Annotated in this window: 16 protein-coding genes; 10 read left to right on the plus strand and 6 right to left on the minus strand. The window is 67.4% G+C overall.

Features of this window, described 5'->3' with window-relative positions; translation table 11 throughout:
- Positions 1-26 precede the first annotated feature (26 nt).
- A complete protein-coding gene (locus AC07OA_RS07665; protein ID WP_494663193.1) occupies positions 27-422 on the minus strand; it encodes a hypothetical protein in 396 nt (131 codons plus the stop codon).
- Between the two features lie 168 nt (positions 423-590).
- On the opposite strand from AC07OA_RS07665, the gene AC07OA_RS07670 reads away from it, so the two are divergent.
- Complete coding sequence (locus tag AC07OA_RS07670; protein ID WP_494663194.1) at positions 591-3,017, plus strand: serine/threonine-protein kinase; 2,427 nt, start codon at positions 591-593, stop codon at positions 3,015-3,017.
- On the opposite strand, the gene AC07OA_RS07675 is transcribed toward AC07OA_RS07670, so the two are convergent.
- Complete coding sequence (locus AC07OA_RS07675) at positions 3,014-3,556, minus strand: ECF-type sigma factor (protein ID WP_494663195.1); 543 nt, start codon at positions 3,554-3,556, stop codon at positions 3,014-3,016. The genes AC07OA_RS07670 and AC07OA_RS07675 overlap by 4 nt on opposite strands.
- A 144-nt stretch (positions 3,557-3,700) precedes the next feature.
- Here AC07OA_RS07675 and AC07OA_RS07680 point away from each other — a divergent pair, with 144 nt between their 5' ends.
- Positions 3,701-4,456, plus strand: a complete 756-nt coding sequence (locus AC07OA_RS07680; RefSeq protein ID WP_494663196.1) for an InlB B-repeat-containing protein — start codon at positions 3,701-3,703, stop codon at positions 4,454-4,456.
- 166 nt (positions 4,457-4,622) lie between these two features.
- Positions 4,623-7,046: a YadA family autotransporter adhesin gene (locus tag AC07OA_RS07685; protein ID WP_494663197.1), complete on the plus strand. Its 2,424-nt coding sequence runs from the start codon at positions 4,623-4,625 to the stop codon at positions 7,044-7,046.
- A 137-nt stretch (positions 7,047-7,183) separates the two neighbouring features.
- Here AC07OA_RS07685 and AC07OA_RS07690 read toward each other — a convergent pair whose 3' ends face one another.
- Both AC07OA_RS07690 and AC07OA_RS07695 read right to left on the minus strand, forming a co-directional pair.
- Complete coding sequence (locus tag AC07OA_RS07690) at positions 7,184-7,603, minus strand: hypothetical protein (protein ID WP_494663198.1); 420 nt, start codon at positions 7,601-7,603, stop codon at positions 7,184-7,186.
- Positions 7,604-7,690: 87 nt separating this feature from the next.
- Entirely contained in the window at positions 7,691-8,065 is a 375-nt protein-coding gene (locus AC07OA_RS07695) for a DUF6265 family protein (RefSeq protein ID WP_494663199.1), read from the minus strand.
- A gap of 183 nt (positions 8,066-8,248) precedes the next feature.
- Here AC07OA_RS07695 and AC07OA_RS07700 point away from each other — a divergent pair, with 183 nt between their 5' ends.
- Positions 8,249-9,025, plus strand: a complete 777-nt coding sequence (locus AC07OA_RS07700) for a helix-turn-helix domain-containing protein (protein WP_494663200.1) — start codon at positions 8,249-8,251, stop codon at positions 9,023-9,025.
- Between the two features lie 248 nt (positions 9,026-9,273).
- Here AC07OA_RS07700 and AC07OA_RS07705 read toward each other — a convergent pair whose 3' ends face one another.
- Together AC07OA_RS07705 and AC07OA_RS07710 are read right to left on the minus strand one after the other, a co-directional pair.
- Positions 9,274-10,614, minus strand: a complete 1,341-nt coding sequence (locus AC07OA_RS07705) for a porin family protein (RefSeq protein ID WP_494663201.1) — start codon at positions 10,612-10,614, stop codon at positions 9,274-9,276.
- A gap of 94 nt (positions 10,615-10,708) precedes the next feature.
- Entirely contained in the window at positions 10,709-11,278 is a 570-nt protein-coding gene (locus AC07OA_RS07710) for a hypothetical protein (RefSeq protein ID WP_494663202.1), read from the minus strand.
- A gap of 155 nt (positions 11,279-11,433) precedes the next feature.
- On the opposite strand from AC07OA_RS07710, the gene AC07OA_RS07715 reads away from it, so the two are divergent.
- The 6 genes from AC07OA_RS07715 to pstB all read left to right on the plus strand — a co-directional run bounded on the left by AC07OA_RS07715 (position 11,434) and on the right by pstB (position 17,207).
- Positions 11,434-12,426 carry a DUF4118 domain-containing protein gene (locus AC07OA_RS07715; RefSeq protein WP_494663203.1) on the plus strand — a complete coding sequence of 331 codons (993 nt, stop codon included), beginning with the start codon at positions 11,434-11,436 and terminating at the stop codon, positions 12,424-12,426.
- A gap of 61 nt (positions 12,427-12,487) precedes the next feature.
- Complete coding sequence (locus tag AC07OA_RS07720) at positions 12,488-13,375, plus strand: LysR family transcriptional regulator (protein WP_494663204.1); 888 nt, start codon at positions 12,488-12,490, stop codon at positions 13,373-13,375.
- Between the two features lie 92 nt (positions 13,376-13,467).
- A complete protein-coding gene (gene pstS, locus AC07OA_RS07725; protein ID WP_494663205.1) occupies positions 13,468-14,511 on the plus strand; it encodes a phosphate ABC transporter substrate-binding protein PstS in 1,044 nt (347 codons plus the stop codon).
- Positions 14,512-14,577: 66 nt separating this feature from the next.
- A complete protein-coding gene (pstC, locus tag AC07OA_RS07730; protein WP_494663206.1) occupies positions 14,578-15,543 on the plus strand; it encodes a phosphate ABC transporter permease subunit PstC in 966 nt (321 codons plus the stop codon).
- A gap of 9 nt (positions 15,544-15,552) precedes the next feature.
- Positions 15,553-16,404, plus strand: a complete 852-nt coding sequence (gene pstA / locus AC07OA_RS07735; protein ID WP_494663207.1) for a phosphate ABC transporter permease PstA — start codon at positions 15,553-15,555, stop codon at positions 16,402-16,404.
- Positions 16,401-17,207: a phosphate ABC transporter ATP-binding protein PstB gene (pstB, locus tag AC07OA_RS07740; protein ID WP_494663208.1), complete on the plus strand. Its 807-nt coding sequence runs from the start codon at positions 16,401-16,403 to the stop codon at positions 17,205-17,207. The genes pstA and pstB overlap by 4 nt, the downstream gene beginning before the upstream one ends.
- The last annotated feature ends 228 nt before the right edge of the window (positions 17,208-17,435 follow it).

Below are 17,435 nucleotides of genomic sequence, written 5' to 3' on the forward strand. Positions count from 1 at the left end.
TTTCACTCCTCGATCTTGATGGAAGCTCATTTCGCCCAGTCGACGGAAACGGCCCGGTTCGCGGACATCGTGACGATGCAGTCGCCGCCGTCGATCGCGCCCGGACAGCCGCGAAGGCCCCATTCGGCGGCGGTCGGCGCGGCGCCCTGGCCGGGCGGCGTGCGCGGCGATTCCGGTTGGCGCAGTGAAAGGACGATGCGCTCGCCCGCCTTGACCCAAGCCGCGCAACGGGTGACCGGCGTCTTCTCGTCGCAAACCAGCGCCACCGCCGGGTCGGTGCGGATGGAGACGCGCACGCCGCCCGAATTGGCGGAGGTGACCGTCAACAGCTTGCCCGCATTGGAGTCCGACCCGATCGTCGACTTGCCGTTCAACACCGTCACCTGCGCCACGGCCTGGGAGGTCGCCAGGGCCAGCGCCATGGCCAGCGCCCAGGGAGCTTGAATCATCTTCCGCATGGTCTTCCTCCCGAGGCGGCATTCATCCGGGAAGACGGACGGGCGGGACGGAAGCGGACAGGCGCTAAAATATTTCTTCGGCGGTGTCCGGTCAGGCGCGTAGTCTACGTCTGGTTGGGTTTGAGGGGTGTCATGCAGGCAGTCGGCGAGCCGGATCTGGCGTTGGTTCTTGAAGCGTTCGATGCGGTGGAGCCGCTCGGTCCTGGCGCTCGGCTGGAGGCGTTCGCGCGGCTGCCGCCGTCGATCGCTGAGCGCGTGATGGCGTTGATCGAGGCCTCGACGCGCCGGGGCGTCCTCGACGCGCCGGCCCCGGCGCTGGAAGACGCCCAGCCCATGGCGCGGGCCTCGCTCCCCCCTGGAAGTCGCGTGGGCGGCTTCGAGATCGAGGCGCTGGTCGGCCGCGGCGGCATGGGCGAGGTTTATCGCGCTCGGCGCGCCGACGTTGGTTTCGAGCAGCGTGTCGCCCTAAAGCTGCTGCGGGTCGACGCCGTGCCCAACGAGGGCCTGTTCGCGCGCGAGCGCCAGATGCTGGCGCGGCTGGATCATCCCGGCATCGCCCGCCTGATCGACGGCGGCGTCACACCGGACGGCCGTCCCTGGATGGCGATGGCGTTTGTCGAGGGCCAGCCGATCGACGCGTGGGCGCGGGACAGGCGCCCGCCCCTGGAAGCCCGGCTGCGGGCCTTCCGCGACGTGTGCGGCGCGGTCGCCTACGCCCATGCCAACCTGATCGTCCACCGCGACCTGAAGCCATCCAACATCCTCGTCGACGGCGAGGGCAGGGTGCACTTGCTCGATTTCGGCATCGCCAAGCTGGTCGCGGAGAGCGGCGACGCGGTGGCCGCCACGACGACCGCCCTGATGACGCCCGACTACGCCGCGCCCGAACAGCTCGGCAACGGCATAGTGACGGTGGCCACCGACGTGCACGCGCTGGGTCTGATCCTGTACGAACTGCTGGCCGGGGCGACGCCCTGGAGCGGCGACGGCGGCACGCTGTCGATGATCGTCCGCCGCGTCGCCCAGGAAGACCCCGCGCCCCCCAGCGCCGTCGCGGCCAGGCACAACGGCGCCATCGCGCCATCGCGCCTGCGCGGCGATCTGGACGCCATCGTGCTCAAGGCGCTGCGCAAGGATCCCGCCGCGCGCTACGGCTCGGCGCCGGAGCTCGCCGAGGATATCGAACGCTTCGAAGCCTCGTTGCCGGTGCGGGCGCGAGAGGGATCGCGGCGCTACCGGTTCGGCCGCTTGCTTCGCCGCAATCGCTGGACGATCGTCGCGGTGAGCGCCGTGGTGCTTGCGCTGGCCGCCGGCGCGGGCGGCATCGCCGTGCAGGCGCATCGCGCCCAGATCCAGCGCGACAACGCGCTAGCCGAGGCGCGGCGCTCCGACTCCATCGTCCAGACGCTGACCCTGATGTTCGGGCAGGCGGGCTATTCGCGCGACCTGACCCTGAAGCAGACCCTCGACGAGTCCGCGCTGCGGATGCTGGCCACGCTCGACCGCAGCCCGCGATCTGGCGCGGCGGTCAACGCGTTGAGCGATCTCTACATCAACCTGCAGGACGCCAAGGGCAGCTACAGCCTGCTCAAGAGCGCGCTCGAGCACGGCATTGGCGGCGACAGTCCGGAAGCCACCGCCAGGATGCAGTCCAACCTCGCCGACGCCGCGATCGCGATGGGCGCGCCGGACGACGTCGAGGCCTTGCTGACCTCGGCCCATCGCGTGTTCGCGCGAAATCCGGAGCGGCATGCCGCCGACCTGCAGCAGATCGTCACCAGCCGCGCGGCCATGGCGCGCCGAAAGCGAGACTACGACACCGCGATCGCACTGCTTACCGACAGCCTACCCAATGCCGAAGCCGCCTTCGCTGCCAACGACAGCGCTTTGCTGACGCTCTACAACAATCTCCTAGTCTATCTGATCGAAGCCAATCGACTCGACGAGTTGGGGCCGGTGTTCGCGCGGGTCGACAAGGTGCTGGCCAGGCCCGGCCAGCGCGACACCGTGCAGGCCTTGGGACTGGACCAACTGCGGGGCGCCTGGCTCCTGCGGCGGGGCGATGCGGCGGGGGCCGAGCGCGTTTCGATCAGCGTGGTCGATCGCCGCCGCCGCCTGTTCGGCGACACCCCGGGCTTAGCCACCGACTTGGCGCAGCTCGCCAAGGCGCAGATGGCCAATGGCCGTTTCGCCGAGGCGCGCGTGTCGCTGCTCGAGGCGCGGCCGATGGCGGTTCGCTTCCTGGGCGCGCGATCGATCCCGGTGATCGTGCTGGACCTGGCCCTGGTGCAGGCGCTGGCGGAGCTGGGCGAGACCCAGGCCGCCGCAGCTCAACTGGCTGAAACCCGCCCCGCGATCGACGCCTTGCCCACGCCCAACCCGCTCACGCCCCAGGTGGCGATGACCGAAGCGATCCTGGCGCTGAAGCAAGGAGACAACGCCCGCGCGTCCGAGGCGCTGGCCCGCGCCCGCGCAGGCTTCGCCGCGATGGGGCCGGCGGGCGCCTATGGCGTGCAGGCCGTCGCGAGGATCGCCGCGCGGATCCCGAGGGCGGGCTAGGCGGCGGAGGCCGTCATGCGGTCGTAGATCCAGGCGCGGGCCTTCGTCCACCAGCGGCGCACCGTGCGGTCGGTCACGCCCAGGACCTTGGCGGTCTCGACCTCGTCCAGGCCGATGAAGAAGCGGCAGTCGACGACCTGGGCCAGCGACGGGTCGTGCCGCGCCAGTTCGGCCAACGCGTCGCCAAGCTGCACCAATTGCTTGTCGTCGTTTACGCCGCCAGCGATCTCAGCGAGCGCGCCGGTCAGGCTTTCGCGGGCGCCGGATCGCTTGGCGGCCAGTCGGGCGCGCGCCGCATCGACCAGGACGTGGCGCATCGCCGTCGCCGCGCAGCCCAGGAAGTGGGACTTGCTCTGCCAGCCGGCTCGGTTCTGGATCTTCAGATAGACCTCACCGACCAACGCGGTCGGTTGGAGCGTCATGGGGCTGCCGGCCCGGCGATATTCGCGCCGGGCGATCTTGTGTAGTTCGCCGTAGAGCTGGCCGATCAAATCTTCCGAAGACGCGTGGAAATCGGCTGGGACCGCGTAACTCGTCATGTCGCCCTCTACGGGTAAACCTCCGGTAGCGTAGCATGCGAACGCCTCGCAGCAAGCCGGGAAACCAAGGGTCCGCGAACGCCGTGTCCGGCTTCGGGCCCGCCCGCCGTCTACCTCCGGAGCGCTTCGCTCGAGGAGACGGGTATGAAAACGATGCATTTGATCGGGGCCGCCGCCGCGGCGCTGGGGTTTTCGGGCGTTGCGCAGGCGCAGATACCGCCGGCCAAGCCGGGGCAGGGCGCACCGGCCGTCGATCCCTCGCGCATAGCCGTGAGCCCACGCCTCGCGATCTCCGCGCCTCCGCCGGGGCCGAACGAAGGGAAGGTCGAGGTGAAGATCCTCGGCGGGGGCAAGGTCCACTTCCTAAATCTGAGCTGCCAGGTGCAGGGGAGCGAGGTGCGCCAGACCTGCTCGCGCAATGCTCTGCGCAATGCAGCCGTGGCGCTGGTCGCGGAACCGCAGCCCGGCCACCAGTTCGCGGGATGGAGCGGGGATTGCGAGGCCTCCGGCGTCAAGAAGGCGTGCGATGTTCAAGTCGATAGCGCGCTGGTCTCGATCGGAGCGAGCTTCATCAAGACGACCGGGCCGATGGTCACCCTGACCGTACGCTACTGGAAGCCGCCGCTGATGGGGCTGCGCCTGACCTTGTCGCCGGATACCGAGCTTGTCTGCACCGGCGGCGGCAAGGACGCCTCCGGGGCCCAGAAGAGCAGCACCTGCACCGCCCAGTTCGAACAGGGCAGCACGATCACGCTCAAGGCCGAGGATTCCTTCGTCGGCGTCTCGCCCATCGATCCCAAACGCTGGGGCGAGGACTGCAAGGGCGTCCAGACCGCGATCTGCAAGCTGAGCATGAGCCAGAACCGCTCGGTCCGGATCGACTACTACCCCAGCCAGTGAGCAAACGGGGCCTAGTCGTTCGGGCGATGGTCGCCGCCCAAATTAAAATCGCGCCCGCCTGTCCGGTCCGCGCGATCCCTCTCGTCTTCCGCTTCGAGACTGGAATGGGCGGCGGCGGCGTCGAGCGCGCCTCCGTCCAAGGAACTGCATCGAAAAGAGGGATCCTATGACCGTCAATCGCACCACGCGCCGCAATTTGCGTATGTTCGCCACCGTTTCCGCGGGCGCGCTCGCGCTCGTCCTCGCAGCCGGAAAGGCCCAGGCGCAGAACGTCCAGTGCCGGGACGCCGGCAACGCCTTGGTCGGCACGCTGGCCGCCGGATCGGACGACAACGCCGTCTGCGGCGACGCCACTGTCAATGGCGACTCGAACGTCGCGATCGGCGAGCAGGCGACCGTGCAGGGGCCGGGCAACACGGCCGTGTTCGGGTCCGTGGCCATCGGCTATTCGGCCGACGCCACCAGCGGCACGGCGGTGGCGATAGGCGCGGTGGCGGAGGCGACCGGCTCCAGTTCGACGGCGGTCGGCTTCGGCGCGAACGCCTCGGGCACGGAGTCGCTCTCACTGGGCCTGGTGGCCCAGGCCTCCGGAAATCAATCGATCGCGATGGGCGCCACGAGCGTCGCCGCCGGCAACTCCTCGGTGGCGGTCGGTCGCGCGGCCAACGCCCAGGGCGCCTTCTCGATCGTCATGGGCGACAACGCCGCTTCGACCCTGGGAGACAGCATCATTCTGGGGCGCAACGCGCAAGGTTCGGACTACGGCGCGATCGCGCTGGGCTACGACACCGAGGCCGGCCATCAGGCGTTGGCGGTAGGCTTCGGGGCCTCCGCGACGGGTAACACCGCGTCGTCCTATGGCCTGTTCTCCACCGCCAGTGGCGAGTCCTCAACCGCGCTGGGTGTGCAGACCTTGGCGTCCGGACCGGCGGGAGTGGCCTTGGGCTATCATTCGTCCAGCACGGGATACGGCGCGATCGCGCTGGGCTCGGTCGTCTCCAGTTCCGCCACTTTTACGACCGCGAGCGGTGACAATAGTCTCGCGATCGGCGCGGCGACCACGTCCGGCGGCGAACGCTCTATCGCGATCGGTTCGGAGAGCACGGCGGCCGGCGGCACGTCGATCGCCTTCGGGGCCACGGCCTCGGCGAGCGGGATCGACAGCATCGCCTTTGGCCACGGGGCGATCGGCAATGTCAACGGAATCGCGATCGGGGCCTTCGCTACAGCCGCGCCTCAGGGCGGCGCGACGGCGGTGGGGACCGGCGCCTTTTCCAACAACGGCTTTACGACCGCCATCGGCTCCAACACCGAGGCCACGGGCCTCAACGGCACGGCGATCGGCGCCTTCGCGGGCGCCTTTACGGCCGACTCGACGGCGCTGGGGCAGCAGGCTCGCGTCGTCGGCACGGCCACGAACGCGGTGGCGCTGGGGGCGGGATCCGTCGCCGACCGCGCCAACACCGTGTCGGTCGGAACGACCGGCGGCGAGCGGCAGATCGCCAATGTCGCCGCCGGCTCCTTGGCCACCGACGCGGTGAACGTCACTCAGCTCAACGCGGTCGCCGCCACGGCGAACACCGCGCTGGCCAATGCGGCGACGGCGCAATCGACGGCGGACAACGCCCTGGCGGCGGCGACGTCGGGCGGGGGCACGGCGAACCAGGCGCTGCTGGCGGCCAACGGCGCGCAGGGAACCGCCAACACCGCGCTGGCCAACGCGGCGACCGCCCAAGGCACGGCGGACACCGCGCTCGCCACCGCCAACACAGCGGCGACCAATGGGGCCTATTTCCGCACCAACATGTCGGGCCCCGGACCGCAAGCGACGGGCGCCAACACGATCGCGGTAGGCGCCAACTCGCTGGCGGCCGGAGATTCCTCGGTCGCGATCGGTAACGGCGCCCAGGCGATCACGGGTCAGGCGGTGTCGATCGGCGCGGGCAACAGCGCCAGCGGCGACGGCGCGGTGGCCATCGGCGATCCCAATGTCGCCACCGGGCTGGGCGCGGTGGCCCTGGGCCGTAACAACACCGCCACGGGCCAGGGCGCGATCGCTCTGGGCAACCAGAGCACCGCCAACGGCGCCTCGGCTGTGGCGCTGGGTGACGGCGCCAACGCGGGAGCGGCGGGCAGCGTCGCGATCGGCCAGGGAGCCGTGGCCACGCGCGCGGGCCAGGTGGCGCTAGGCTCGAGCGGCTCGACCTACACGATGTCGGGCATCAACTCGGCGGCCAGCCGGGCCGCGCAACAGGGCGCCCTCAGCCTCGTGACCAGCGACGCCTCGGGCAATCTCGCGACCACCTCGTTCGATGTTTCCGAGCTCATCACGATGGGAAGCCGGATCGACACCGGCATGCGTCGCGCCAACGGCGGCGTGGCGGCGGCGATGGCCTTGTCGGGCACGACGATCCCCAGCGACATGAAGGTCGCCGTCTCGCTGAACCTCTCCACCTATCGCGGCGAGCAGGGCTTTTCGGGCTCGGCGGTCGCCAGGGTCAGCGATCACGTCTGGGTCAGCGGCGGGATCGCGGGCTCGACGGTTAAGGGGTCGACGGGCGGCCGCGTAGGCATGACCTTCGGCTGGTAGTTCGACGCCGATCGGGCGCGCAGGCTGGCGCGCCCGATCACCTTCGTCGTGCCTTTCCGCACAGATGCCGTCGCGTAGTGAATTGCCAGAAATTGGAGCGTTCCTTTGGTCTGCTTCTGGCGCGACCCGGCGCCGACCTATCCAACGCTCGTCCGATGGCGCTTTCCGAGCAATGCCCCAGAAACGGCGAAGACAAGCTTGCCAGCGATCGATAGGGCGATGGTGGAGCTGAAGAAGGTGGAAATCTGTGCGAACGGCAGCATCATGCCGAAATCTATCAGGACATACAGCCCGATCGTAGCGAATGCGAACGTCGTTGGACTTCTTCCGGGATGACGACGCGCCAGCCAATAGTTGAGCGCGAAGAAGAGTATCGGGCCGAGGATATAGGATGACCATGGCGCGATCCATTTGGCGGCATGATTATAGAACGACTGCGGGTGGCCCGGCTCGATGAAAGTGGCGTAAAGAAACACCATGGGAAAGCTTGCCGCGATGGTTAGGGCCATTACGATCAACCCCACGCACGCGGCCTTCAGGTAGTCTATCGGCTTCATAGGTCCCTCGAAGAGAAATCCGCCACAGACCCCCAACGTCAGACTGTAGTTCTATCTGGGCGGGGCTCGTTCAGGCGGGCTGGATGATCAATCGGAGCTGGCAAGACGACGCCAAGTCCATGAGATCGGGCGATCGCCATTGGGTCCCTCGATGGTCGCCTCCAATGTGTCGCCTGATCCGCGATAGCGAATCCGCGTCGGATAGGAATGGGTTCGGTTCTCGAACGTCACCGATCCATGCGTCGACTCGACCTGCCGGAAGGGCGTAGCTTTTCCGCCGGATGGCGCGGCCCAGTAAATTGGGACGCCGTCAGGCCCTTCGGTAATGCGAAGAAACTCGAAGGCCTTGGCCCCGTCTTTGTCGCCCGATCGATTCGTCCCCAGCATCATCCCGCCGCGAGGCGCCAGCCAGTGCTCCTCCACCCAGGCGCCGCCCTGGTGCGCACTCCAGTCGCCCGTCATCCAAGACAGGGCTTCGACGCCGGCGGGGGGGATCGGCTTGAGTGGGGGAAGCGCAAGCAAACAGAAAAAATACGAAGGCGGACTTGAGCAAGGTTCGCATGGCGGTTGGTCTCCTCCCGCCTCGGTACCAGCGCTGTGTTTCGGCAGACTTGAACAAACGCGACAACTCGCCAGACTATCGTGATGCGCTACGATGAAAGGCCTCCTTCGGTTGCTCTGGAGGGTCTGATCAAGACCTTCTGGCGTCTGGACGTCGCCGGCGGCGAAGAAGAGTGGCTTGAAAGCGACGCCACGCCGGATGGGTCGGTTGAGATTATAGAACGGGTGCGTGGGGAGTCGTTTTGGGCCCTCGCCCAGCCCCCGGTCTTCGCCGCTGGTCTCACGACCCGTCCCGCTCGTCTGAAGATGCGAGGCGATGCGACCTTCAGAGGCGTCCGCCTGTGGCCATGGACGTGGCGTATGCTGGGTGGCCTGCCGTGTGGCGAGTTCACCGACGAGTGGACAGCTTTAAGGCCAGGGTCGAAGGAGCGCGACGTCGCCGACAGCCTTGAGAATCCACAGGCGGTCGAAGACCTTATTCTGAGTACGGTCGCCCAGGCTCCGAATGGCGAGGTCGTTAGGGCGGTCGGGCGTGCGACTCTGCAATCCTCGAGCGTCACCGATGTGGCGAAACGAACGGGGCTGTCCCACCGATCTCTACAACGCTGGGCGAGAGCTTATGTTGGCCTGCCGCTACGCACCTATCTTCGCCTGCTCCAGTTTCAGTCCGCCCTCATCGATATTCAGAGCCATTCGGAAACCCTTGCGCAATCGGCCGCGACTAACGGATACGCTGACCAGGCGCATATGGCGCGTTCGTTTCGGGAGCTCGCTGGCGGACCTCCCCAAGTCACAAGGTCGAACGCAGTTGGTCCGTTCTTGAAGGATGATCAACAACGCCGGATCAACAGAGGTGTGTGAAGCGCGACGCGCTTGTGCGGGCGCCCATCACTTGCTGTGCCCCGGGCGACGGATCGCGTCGGCAAAAGGCCGGAACTCATCGCCGCCGATCCGGTCCAATGTAACCCTGCGTAGCGGGCTTTGAGACGGGTGTCTTGGCGAACGTCGCGTTTCTGGCGGCCAGCCAATGTCAGCTCATGGCGCGAAGCTCCATCTAGAGGATGGGGACGCCAACGGCGCCCCCATTTTCCGGCGTTCGGACGGGCTTCCTAGAAGCGGAATTGGCCGAACAGGCCGACTTCGTCGTAGGTGCCCTTGTCGGACCCGCCGATCGTGCCGTTCGAGGTGGCCAGGGCGCCGTTCTCGATGCTGTCGCGCTTATAGACCAGCGAGAAGTCGACGATCTTGGCCGGGCTGTAGGTCAGGCCGATGTTGTAGTAGTTGTCCTTCTTGTTATCGACCGTTTCCTTGTTGGGCTTGACGTAGTCGTAGCGGCCGAAGGCGCTGATCTTGTCGGTGAAGCTGTAGGAACCGAACACCGAGTAGCCGTCAGACTTGTCCGAGCCGGTGGTGGTGACGTTGTTCCAATCCTCGGCCGAGAAGTATTCCACACCCAGGCGGTACTGCTTGGTGGTGTAGGCGGCCAGGGCGTTGAAGCGGTTGGCGGTGTGATAGACGTTGGTCGCGCCCTGGGTGTCCTTGCCCAGCTTGCCGGAATAGCCGCCGATGGCCAGGGTCACGTGTTCGATCGGCACGACGCTGATGCGGCCTTCGATGTCCATGCCCTTCGAACGCAGCGGGGCCTTGTAGCCTGCGCCATCGATCACCGAGACGGCGTAGTTCACCTTGCCGTCCAGGAACTTACCCGACGCGTGCACGCCCCAGTCAGCCGAGGTGCCGAACTTGGTGCGGTCGATCAGGGTGTTTTCCACGTAGCGATAGCCGTAGATGTCCTCGGCGAAGGGCACCCAGGGAAGGTCGGCCGAGCCGAGCTTGACGACCAGGGCGTCGGAGACCTTGGCCTGCAGATAGGCCTTCTTGATGTAGAGCTCGGTGGCCGAAATCGCCGACGAGTACTGGAAGTCGGTGGTGACGTTGGCCGAGAACACGTCGTTGAACTTGTGGTCGACGCCCACATAGAAGCGCTTGATGTCGAAGCCCGTACCGCTGGGCGCGGTCTTCACGCCGTTGGACTTCTGGCTGACGCTGGACAGGTCGTAGTACATGCGGCCCGAGACCACGGTGTCGTCGGTCCACGATTTCCTGGGCTTCGGCGCGGCGGCGGCGACTTCCGTCTTCACCTGGGCGGGGATGGTTTGAATCTGGGCGGTGGTCTGGGTCTGGACCTGAGCGACCTGGTCGGTGGCGGCCTGGGCTTGGACTTGCGCTTGCTGCGCCTGGTTCTGGGTCTGGGCCGTGGCGGCTTCCTGAGCGTTGAGGCGCTCGGTCAGGGCTTGGACCTGGGCCTTCAGCGCGGCCAGTTCGGCGGCCTGCGAGCTGGTGGCGGCGGCGTGCTTCTTGACGGGCTTGGCGTCGGCCGGGGCGGCGACGCCCGAGACCAGCACGACGCCCAGAGCGGCGCCCGCCAGCAGCGACAGCTTGTTTTGCATTTTGGAGAAACCCCTTGTTCCGGCCCGCTTGGTTGCGTCGGGCTCTGGGGAGGGGTGTTAGGTGAAGTTTATGACAGTTGAATGTAAGTTGAATTTAACTTGTGGCGCTGCGACGTTCGACTGGCGGGCTGTCCGCATCCTGATCGACGGACTGCAGCACGCCCTCGATGCATCGGGGCGAGCGGCGGAAGATCAGGCCGATCCGGCGTGGCGACACGCCGGCCCGTCCGAGGCGCCGGATCTCGGCGACATCGTCCGGGGACAGGACTTCAAGGGCGGCCGGCGCGATGCGCCGAGGCACGGGCTTGTCGGTTCCGGCGAACACCCGTCCCAGCCAGGACATCAGCAGGCGTTCGGCGGAAGACGCGCCGATTTCGACGACTTCGCCTTTATCGTCAAAGGTTTCCAGGACGATGCCACGTGTGACCAGGTTCGACAGCAGGGCGGTCATGTCCTTGGCCGGCCCGCAGAACATGTCCAGCGAAGAGACGCAGACATGATCGCCGGGCGCCAGGGCTTCCAGCCGCTCGCTGATCCGGCGCCGCGCCGCATCGGTAGGGGTTTCCTCGATGGCGTAGTCATCGGGACGAAGCGGCATGACCCGCAGGACCTGAGCTTCCAGCGACGGAAAGCCGCCGCCGAGCTGAACATAGGCGAGACGCATGCCCGAAAGGCTGGCGACGTGACAGTCTTAAGTCAAGTTAAACTTACAATTGACGCCAGCGCCATGCCTTCGAGCCCATTCGTCATCGAATTGTCTCGCTCTTGTCGTAAAGGCGGGCTTTCAGCTGTCGGAGCGGGAACTTGCGGGAATTGCGATTGAGCCGGGCCGGCGCCTATGCCGCGACCGTGGGCTTGGTGCTGGTCGGCCTGGCGACGCGTTGGGCGCTGGATCCCGTCTTCGCGTCCAACCACGCCTATACGGTCTTCTATCCGATCGTCATCGTCACCGCCTACTTCCTGGGCGGGCGTCCGGCGATCCTGGCGGCGGCGCTTTCGGCGGCTATCGGCTACGGGCGGTTCGACCGGCCGGCCTACGCGCTGAAGACCGATCTGGACTCTCTGACCAGCCTGGCCTTCTTCGTCATGACGTCCAGCGTGGCGATCTACTTCATCACCGGCATGGCCCGCGCCGTGGCCGAGAAGGCCGCCGCCCAGGCCAAGGCCGAGCGCCTGGCCCAAAGCCACGCCACCCTGTTCGGCGAACTGAACGAGCGGGTCACCAACCACCTGCAACTGGTCGCGGCCCTGCTGCAGCTGCAGGCCAAGGACGAACCGGACAAGGCCGTGGCCCGCGCCCTGGCCGAGGCCTCGGCCCGCACCATGCTGATCTCCAAGACCCATCGCAGCCTGGCAACGGGGAGCCTGGCCGGGGAGGGGGGCGAACTGCTGGACTTCGACGCCTTCGCCCGCCAGCTGCTGGACGCCACCTTGTCGGCCCGCAAGCATCCGCCGGTGCGGATCGAGTTCGAGGACGGCGGGCTGTGGCTGTCGTCGGAGCAGGCCACCTCGGTGGCCATCGTCCTGCTGGAATGCCTGAACCTGCGGCTGGCGGCCGACGATCCGGGCCTGATGCGCATCGCCCTGCGCGGCGACCGGGGCATGGGCAAGCTGCGGATCACCGAGGTCGAGCGCGCGTTGGCTCCGGTGGGGATCGAGCGTGGCCGGGCCTCTTTGATCGAGGCCATGGTCGAGCAACTGCGCGGCCGCTTCAGTTCGCGGACCGCAGACGAAGGGCGTGTGTCGGAGCTGACCTTCCCCCTGGAAGCGGGCGCCCATGGCGTGCGCGGCGGCCCCGCGACGGTTCACTGATGGGCCGCCGATCGCGGCGGGTCATTGTAAGTTCAACTTTCCCGGCTAGATTCGCGCCCCGATGACCGAACGTTCACCGCCTTTCACCGCCCTACGCGCCGTCGAGGCCGCCAGCCGCCATCGCAGCTTCACCGCCGCGGCGCGCGAGCTACAGATCACCCATAGCGCCGTCAGTCAGTCGATCCGTCGGCTGGAGACCGAGCTGGGCGCGCGGCTGTTCGAACGCAAGGGCGGGGCCATGGAACCGTCGGAGGCGGCTCTGCGCCTGGCTCAGACCTATTCGGAAGCCGAGGAGGCGCTGAGCCGCACCTTGCGCGAGATCCTGGGAACGCAGGGCGCGACGGCCCTTTCGGTGGTCATGCCCGCCGCGTTCGGACGCCTGTGGTTCGCCGGCAAGATCGGCCGGTTGAACGAGGCCCTGCCGGACGTCGAGGTGCAGGTGCGCACCCAGGGCGACGATCCCGAAGCCGATATCCGGCTGGCCTGGTCGCCCAAGGGCGGCAAGGACAGCTTGTGCGAGCTGGTGCATCTGCCGTTGTGCGCGCCGGATCAGGCTGGCCGTTACGACTCGGCGGCCGCGATCGTCGGTGCGCCTCTGATCGCCGACAGCGCCGGCGGCTGGAGCGCCTGGGCGGGGCGTTGGGCGCCGGGCGTCAAGCCGCCGCGCGCCCACGTCTTCGACGATGCGGGCATGGCGCTGGACGCGGCCGCGCAAGGCGGGGGCGTGGTGTTGTCCAACATCTTCGCCGCCGAATCCTATCTGGCGTCCGGTCGGCTGACGGCGCTCGGTTTCGAGGCCCCGGCCGGCGAATGGCTGGACGTGCAGGCACGGTCCGCGCCGGGCGTCGCCGACGCGGCCGAGCGCTTCGTGCTGTGGCTGCGCCTGGAGATCCGGCGCAGCCTGGCGCTGGCCCAGGGGTTGGTGAAGCGGAGCTCCACAGCAACGTAAGTTGAACTTACGATTCGTCACGGCGCTGTTATATTTTCCGTCTAAGTCCTGTCTCGGGGGCAGCCACCGGTTGGCGCCCGAGGAGATGACTTATGCTGATGAAAATCTCGGCCGCCGCCGTCGGCGTGGCCCTTCTGGCCGGCACGGCCGCTCACGCCGGCGATATCTCGGGCGCCGGCGCCACCTTCCCCGCGCCGGTCTACGCCAAGTGGGCCGAGACCTATAAGGCGCAGACGGGCGTGGGTCTGAACTACCAGGCCATCGGCTCGGGCGGCGGCATCAAGCAGATCAAGGCCAAGACCGTGGCCTTCGGCGCCTCGGACAAGCCGCTGAAGCTGGAAGACCTGGACGCCGCCGGCCTGATGCAATTCCCGATGGTCATGGGCGGGGTGGTGCCGGTCGTGAACCTGCCGGGCGTCATGCCGGGCCAGCTGCACCTGCCGGGCGCCCTGCTGGCCGACATCTATCTGGGGGCGGTCACCAAGTGGAACGACCCGCGCATCGTGGCCGTCAACAAGGGCGTCAAGCTGCCCAACCTGCCGATCACCGTCGTGCACCGCTCGGACGGCTCGGGCACCTCGTTCCTGTTCACCTCGTACCTGTCGATGAAGAATCCGGCGTGGCAGTCGAAGGTCGGCGCCAGCGACTCCGTCGAATGGCCGACCGGCCTGGGCGGCAAGGGCAACGACGGCGTCTCTGCCTTCGTCAAGCAGACGATCGGCTCGATCGGCTATGTCGAATACGCCTACGCCAAGCAGAACAAGGCGACCTACGCCCTGGTGCAGAACAAGGCCGGCCAGTATCCGGCCCCGACCGCGGCCGACTTCGCCGCCGCCGCCGCGGGCGCCGACTGGAGCAAGGCTCCGGGCAACTACCTGCTGCTGCTGGACCAGCCGGGCGCTAAGTCGTGGCCGATCACCGGGGCGACCTTCATCCTGGTCTACAAGAAGCAGGACAACGCCGCCCAGGGCGCCGACGTCCTGAAGTTCTTCGACTGGGCCTACAAGAACGGCGACGCCGCCGCCAACACGCTGGACTACGTACCCATGCCCGCCGCCGTGAAGACCATGATGCGCAAGCAGTGGGCGGCCCAGGTGAAGGGCCCGGACGGCAAGCCGGTCTACGTTTCCAAGTAAACGTACGGAACCGAGACCAGCCAGGGCGGGAGCGTGTCTCCCGCCCGTTTTCCCTTGGCGGAGCCGATGTCCGACACTCTCCCGTCCGCGCCTTCGATGAGCGCTCGGCCCGCGTCGAGGGGCGCGTGGTTCGACCCGATCTTCCAGGCGGCCTGCCTGGGCGCGGCGACCCTGTTGCTGGCCGCCCTGGGCGGCATCGTCGTGGCCCTGGCCATCGGCGGATGGCCGGCCCTGCACAAGTTCGGGCTGGGCTTTTTCACCAGCACGACCTGGAATCCGGTGACCGAGGTCTACGGCGCGGCCGGACCGATCGCCGGCACCTTGATCACCTCGTTCCTGGCCCTGGTCCTGGCCCTGCCGGTCGCCCTGGGCGTTTCGGTGTTCCTGGTCGAGTTCTGCCCCAAGCGCCTGGCCCAGCCGATCGCCATCGCGGTGGAGCTGCTGGCCGGCATCCCGTCCATCGTCTACGGCATGTGGGGCCTGTTCGTGCTGGCGCCGTGGTTCGCCCTGCACGTCCAGCTGCCGCTGATGATGACCATCCCCACGGGTTCGATCTGGGAGAAGGTGTTCTACGGCGTGCCCAACGGGGCCAACATCTTCACCGCCTCGCTGATCCTGTCGATCATGATCCTGCCCTACATGGCGGCGGTGTTCCGCGAGCTGTTCCTGACCGTACCGACCCAGGTGCGCGAGAGCGCCTACGGCATCGGCTGCACGCCCTTCGAGGTCGTCCGTTCGGTCACCGTGCCCTATGTGCGCAGCGGCATGGTCGGGGTGGTCATGCTGGGCCTGGGCCGGGCCCTGGGCGAGACCATGGCCGTGACCTTCATCATCGGCAACGCCCACGGCCTGCCGCAGTCGCTGTTCGACAGCGGCTCGACCCTGGCCTCGACCATCGCCAACGAATTCACCGAAGCCACCGGCGAGATGCACACCGCGGCGCTTACGGCCCTGGGGCTGGTGTTGTTTGTCATCACCTTCAGCGTCCTGGCCATCGCCCGCGCGCTGCTGCTTCGCCAACGCCAGGACTAGGGGACGCGCATGGCTCTTTTCGACCGCCGCGCCCGCCGCCGCATCGCCAACACCGCCTTCGTGGCCCTGTGCGGCCTGGCCACCCTGCTGGCCCTGGCGGCCCTGGGCCTGATCATGGTCTCGCTGCTCAAGCAGGGCTTCGGCGGGCTGAACGTGGCGATCTTCACCAAGGACACGCCCGCGCCCGGTTCGCTGGGCGGACTGCGCAACGCCATCGTCGGCTCGGCCATGATGTGCGCCACGGCCATGGTGCTGGCGGTGATCGTCGGCCTGCTGGCGGGCACCTGGCTGGCCGAGTACGGCGGCGACACGCCCTACGGCCACGCGGTGCGGTTCCTCAACGACGTGCTGCTGTCGGCGCCGTCGATCCTGGTGGGCCTGTTCGTCTACGAGCTGGTGGTGCGGCCGCTCCACGGCTTCTCCGGGCTGGCCGGCGGCGTCGCCCTGGCCCTGATCGCCGCTCCGGTGGTCACCCGCACCACCGAGGACATCCTGCGCCTCCAGCCCAACGCCCTTCGCGAGGCCGGCGTGGCCCTGGGCGCGGCCCGCTGGGTGACGATCCGCAAGATCATCTGGCGCGGCGCGGGGGGAGGGCTCCTGACCGGCGGCCTGCTGGCCTTCGCCCGTATCAGCGGCGAGACCGCACCGCTACTGTTCACCGCCCTGAACAACCAGTTCTTCGCCCTGGACATGACCAAGCCGATGGCCAGCCTGCCGGCCGTCATCTTCCAGTACGCGCTCAGCGCCTATGACGACTGGCGCGCCCTGGCCTGGGCCGGCGCGCTGCTGATCGCCCTGACCGTGCTCTCGATCAACATCATTGGCCGCGTGATCGTCGCGCGGGGAAACACGCGCCCATGACCGCTCAAGCCGACCTGAAAGACCTCAAGCCCTTCATCGCCGAGCCGAGCGAAGGCGTGGCCTTGCGCGCCAAGGGCCTGGACTTCTTCTACGGCAAGAACCAGGCGCTGTTCGGCGTCGACCTGCCGATCGTCCGCAACCAGGTGACCGCCCTGATCGGTCCGTCGGGCTGTGGCAAGTCGACCCTGCTGCGCACGTTCAACCGGATGTACGACCTCTATCCCGGCCAGCGCGCCGTCGGGACGATCGACCACGAGGGCGAGAACCTGCTGGCGGTCAAGGACATCGCCAAGCTGCGCTCGCGCATCGGCATGGTCTTCCAGAAGCCGACGCCGTTCCCGATGTCGATCTACGACAACGTCGCCTTCGGCGTGCGCCTTTATGAGAGCAAGTCGCGCAAGGTGATGGACGAGGTGGTCGAGAAGGCCCTACGCCGCGCGGCCCTGTGGGACGAGGTCAAGGACAAGCTGCACGCTTCGGGCCTGTCGCTGTCGGGCGGCCAGCAGCAACGCCTGTGCGTGGCGCGCGGCATCGCCGTCGAACCCGAAATCCTGTTGCTGGACGAGCCGGCCTCGGCGCTCGACCCGATCTCGACCGCCAAGCTGGAGCAGACGATCAGCGAGCTGAAGAGCGACTTCACCATCGTCATCGTCACCCACAACCTGGGCCAGGCCGCGCGGATTTCCGACAACACCGGCTTCATGTTCATGGGCCGGATGGTCGAGTTCACCCCCACCGCCGACATGTTCATGAAGCCCCAGGTCCAGCAGACTCAGGACTATATCAGCGGGCGATTTGGGTAGACCGCTGCGGCGACAAGGTCTGGTTCCTGGCGTCATTCTTGAGTCCGCTTCGGGTGCATATCGGCCCCCAATTACGGCTGGGGTCTCGGGGCTGTCGACGCAGTTATCGTTGATCGTGATTTTGGTTGAGTACGCTATGTCACAGAGATAGGTATTTTCGATATAGTGTTCAAGAAGCTCACTGCGTACTTGCTTCAACAAATCCGAATAGGTTGCGCCCTCGGATTT

Source organism: Caulobacter sp. GW821-FHT09B08 (assembly GCF_059418225.1).

Excerpts from the sequence above, each read along its gene's own strand:
- AC07OA_RS07665 (WP_494663193.1), bottom strand. The coding sequence starts at position 422 with ATGGCGCTGGCCCTGGCGACCTCCCAGGCCGTGGCGCAGGTGACGGTG.
- AC07OA_RS07670 (WP_494663194.1), top strand. The coding sequence starts at position 591 with ATGCAGGCAGTCGGCGAGCCGGATCTGGCGTTGGTTCTTGAAGCGTTC.
- AC07OA_RS07675 (WP_494663195.1), bottom strand. The coding sequence starts at position 3,556 with ATGACGAGTTACGCGGTCCCAGCCGATTTCCACGCGTCTTCGGAAGAT.
- AC07OA_RS07680 (WP_494663196.1), top strand. The coding sequence starts at position 3,701 with ATGAAAACGATGCATTTGATCGGGGCCGCCGCCGCGGCGCTGGGGTTT.
- AC07OA_RS07685 (WP_494663197.1), top strand. The coding sequence starts at position 4,623 with ATGACCGTCAATCGCACCACGCGCCGCAATTTGCGTATGTTCGCCACC.
- AC07OA_RS07690 (WP_494663198.1), bottom strand. The coding sequence starts at position 7,603 with ATGAAGCCGATAGACTACCTGAAGGCCGCGTGCGTGGGGTTGATCGTA.
- AC07OA_RS07695 (WP_494663199.1), bottom strand. The coding sequence starts at position 8,065 with ATGACGGGCGACTGGAGTGCGCACCAGGGCGGCGCCTGGGTGGAGGAG.
- AC07OA_RS07700 (WP_494663200.1), top strand. The coding sequence starts at position 8,249 with ATGCGCTACGATGAAAGGCCTCCTTCGGTTGCTCTGGAGGGTCTGATC.
- AC07OA_RS07705 (WP_494663201.1), bottom strand. The coding sequence starts at position 10,614 with ATGCAAAACAAGCTGTCGCTGCTGGCGGGCGCCGCTCTGGGCGTCGTG.
- AC07OA_RS07710 (WP_494663202.1), bottom strand. The coding sequence starts at position 11,278 with ATGCGTCTCGCCTATGTTCAGCTCGGCGGCGGCTTTCCGTCGCTGGAA.
- AC07OA_RS07720 (WP_494663204.1), top strand. The coding sequence starts at position 12,488 with ATGACCGAACGTTCACCGCCTTTCACCGCCCTACGCGCCGTCGAGGCC.
- pstS (WP_494663205.1), top strand. The coding sequence starts at position 13,468 with ATGCTGATGAAAATCTCGGCCGCCGCCGTCGGCGTGGCCCTTCTGGCC.
- pstC (WP_494663206.1), top strand. The coding sequence starts at position 14,578 with ATGTCCGACACTCTCCCGTCCGCGCCTTCGATGAGCGCTCGGCCCGCG.
- pstA (WP_494663207.1), top strand. The coding sequence starts at position 15,553 with ATGGCTCTTTTCGACCGCCGCGCCCGCCGCCGCATCGCCAACACCGCC.
- pstB (WP_494663208.1), top strand. The coding sequence starts at position 16,401 with ATGACCGCTCAAGCCGACCTGAAAGACCTCAAGCCCTTCATCGCCGAG.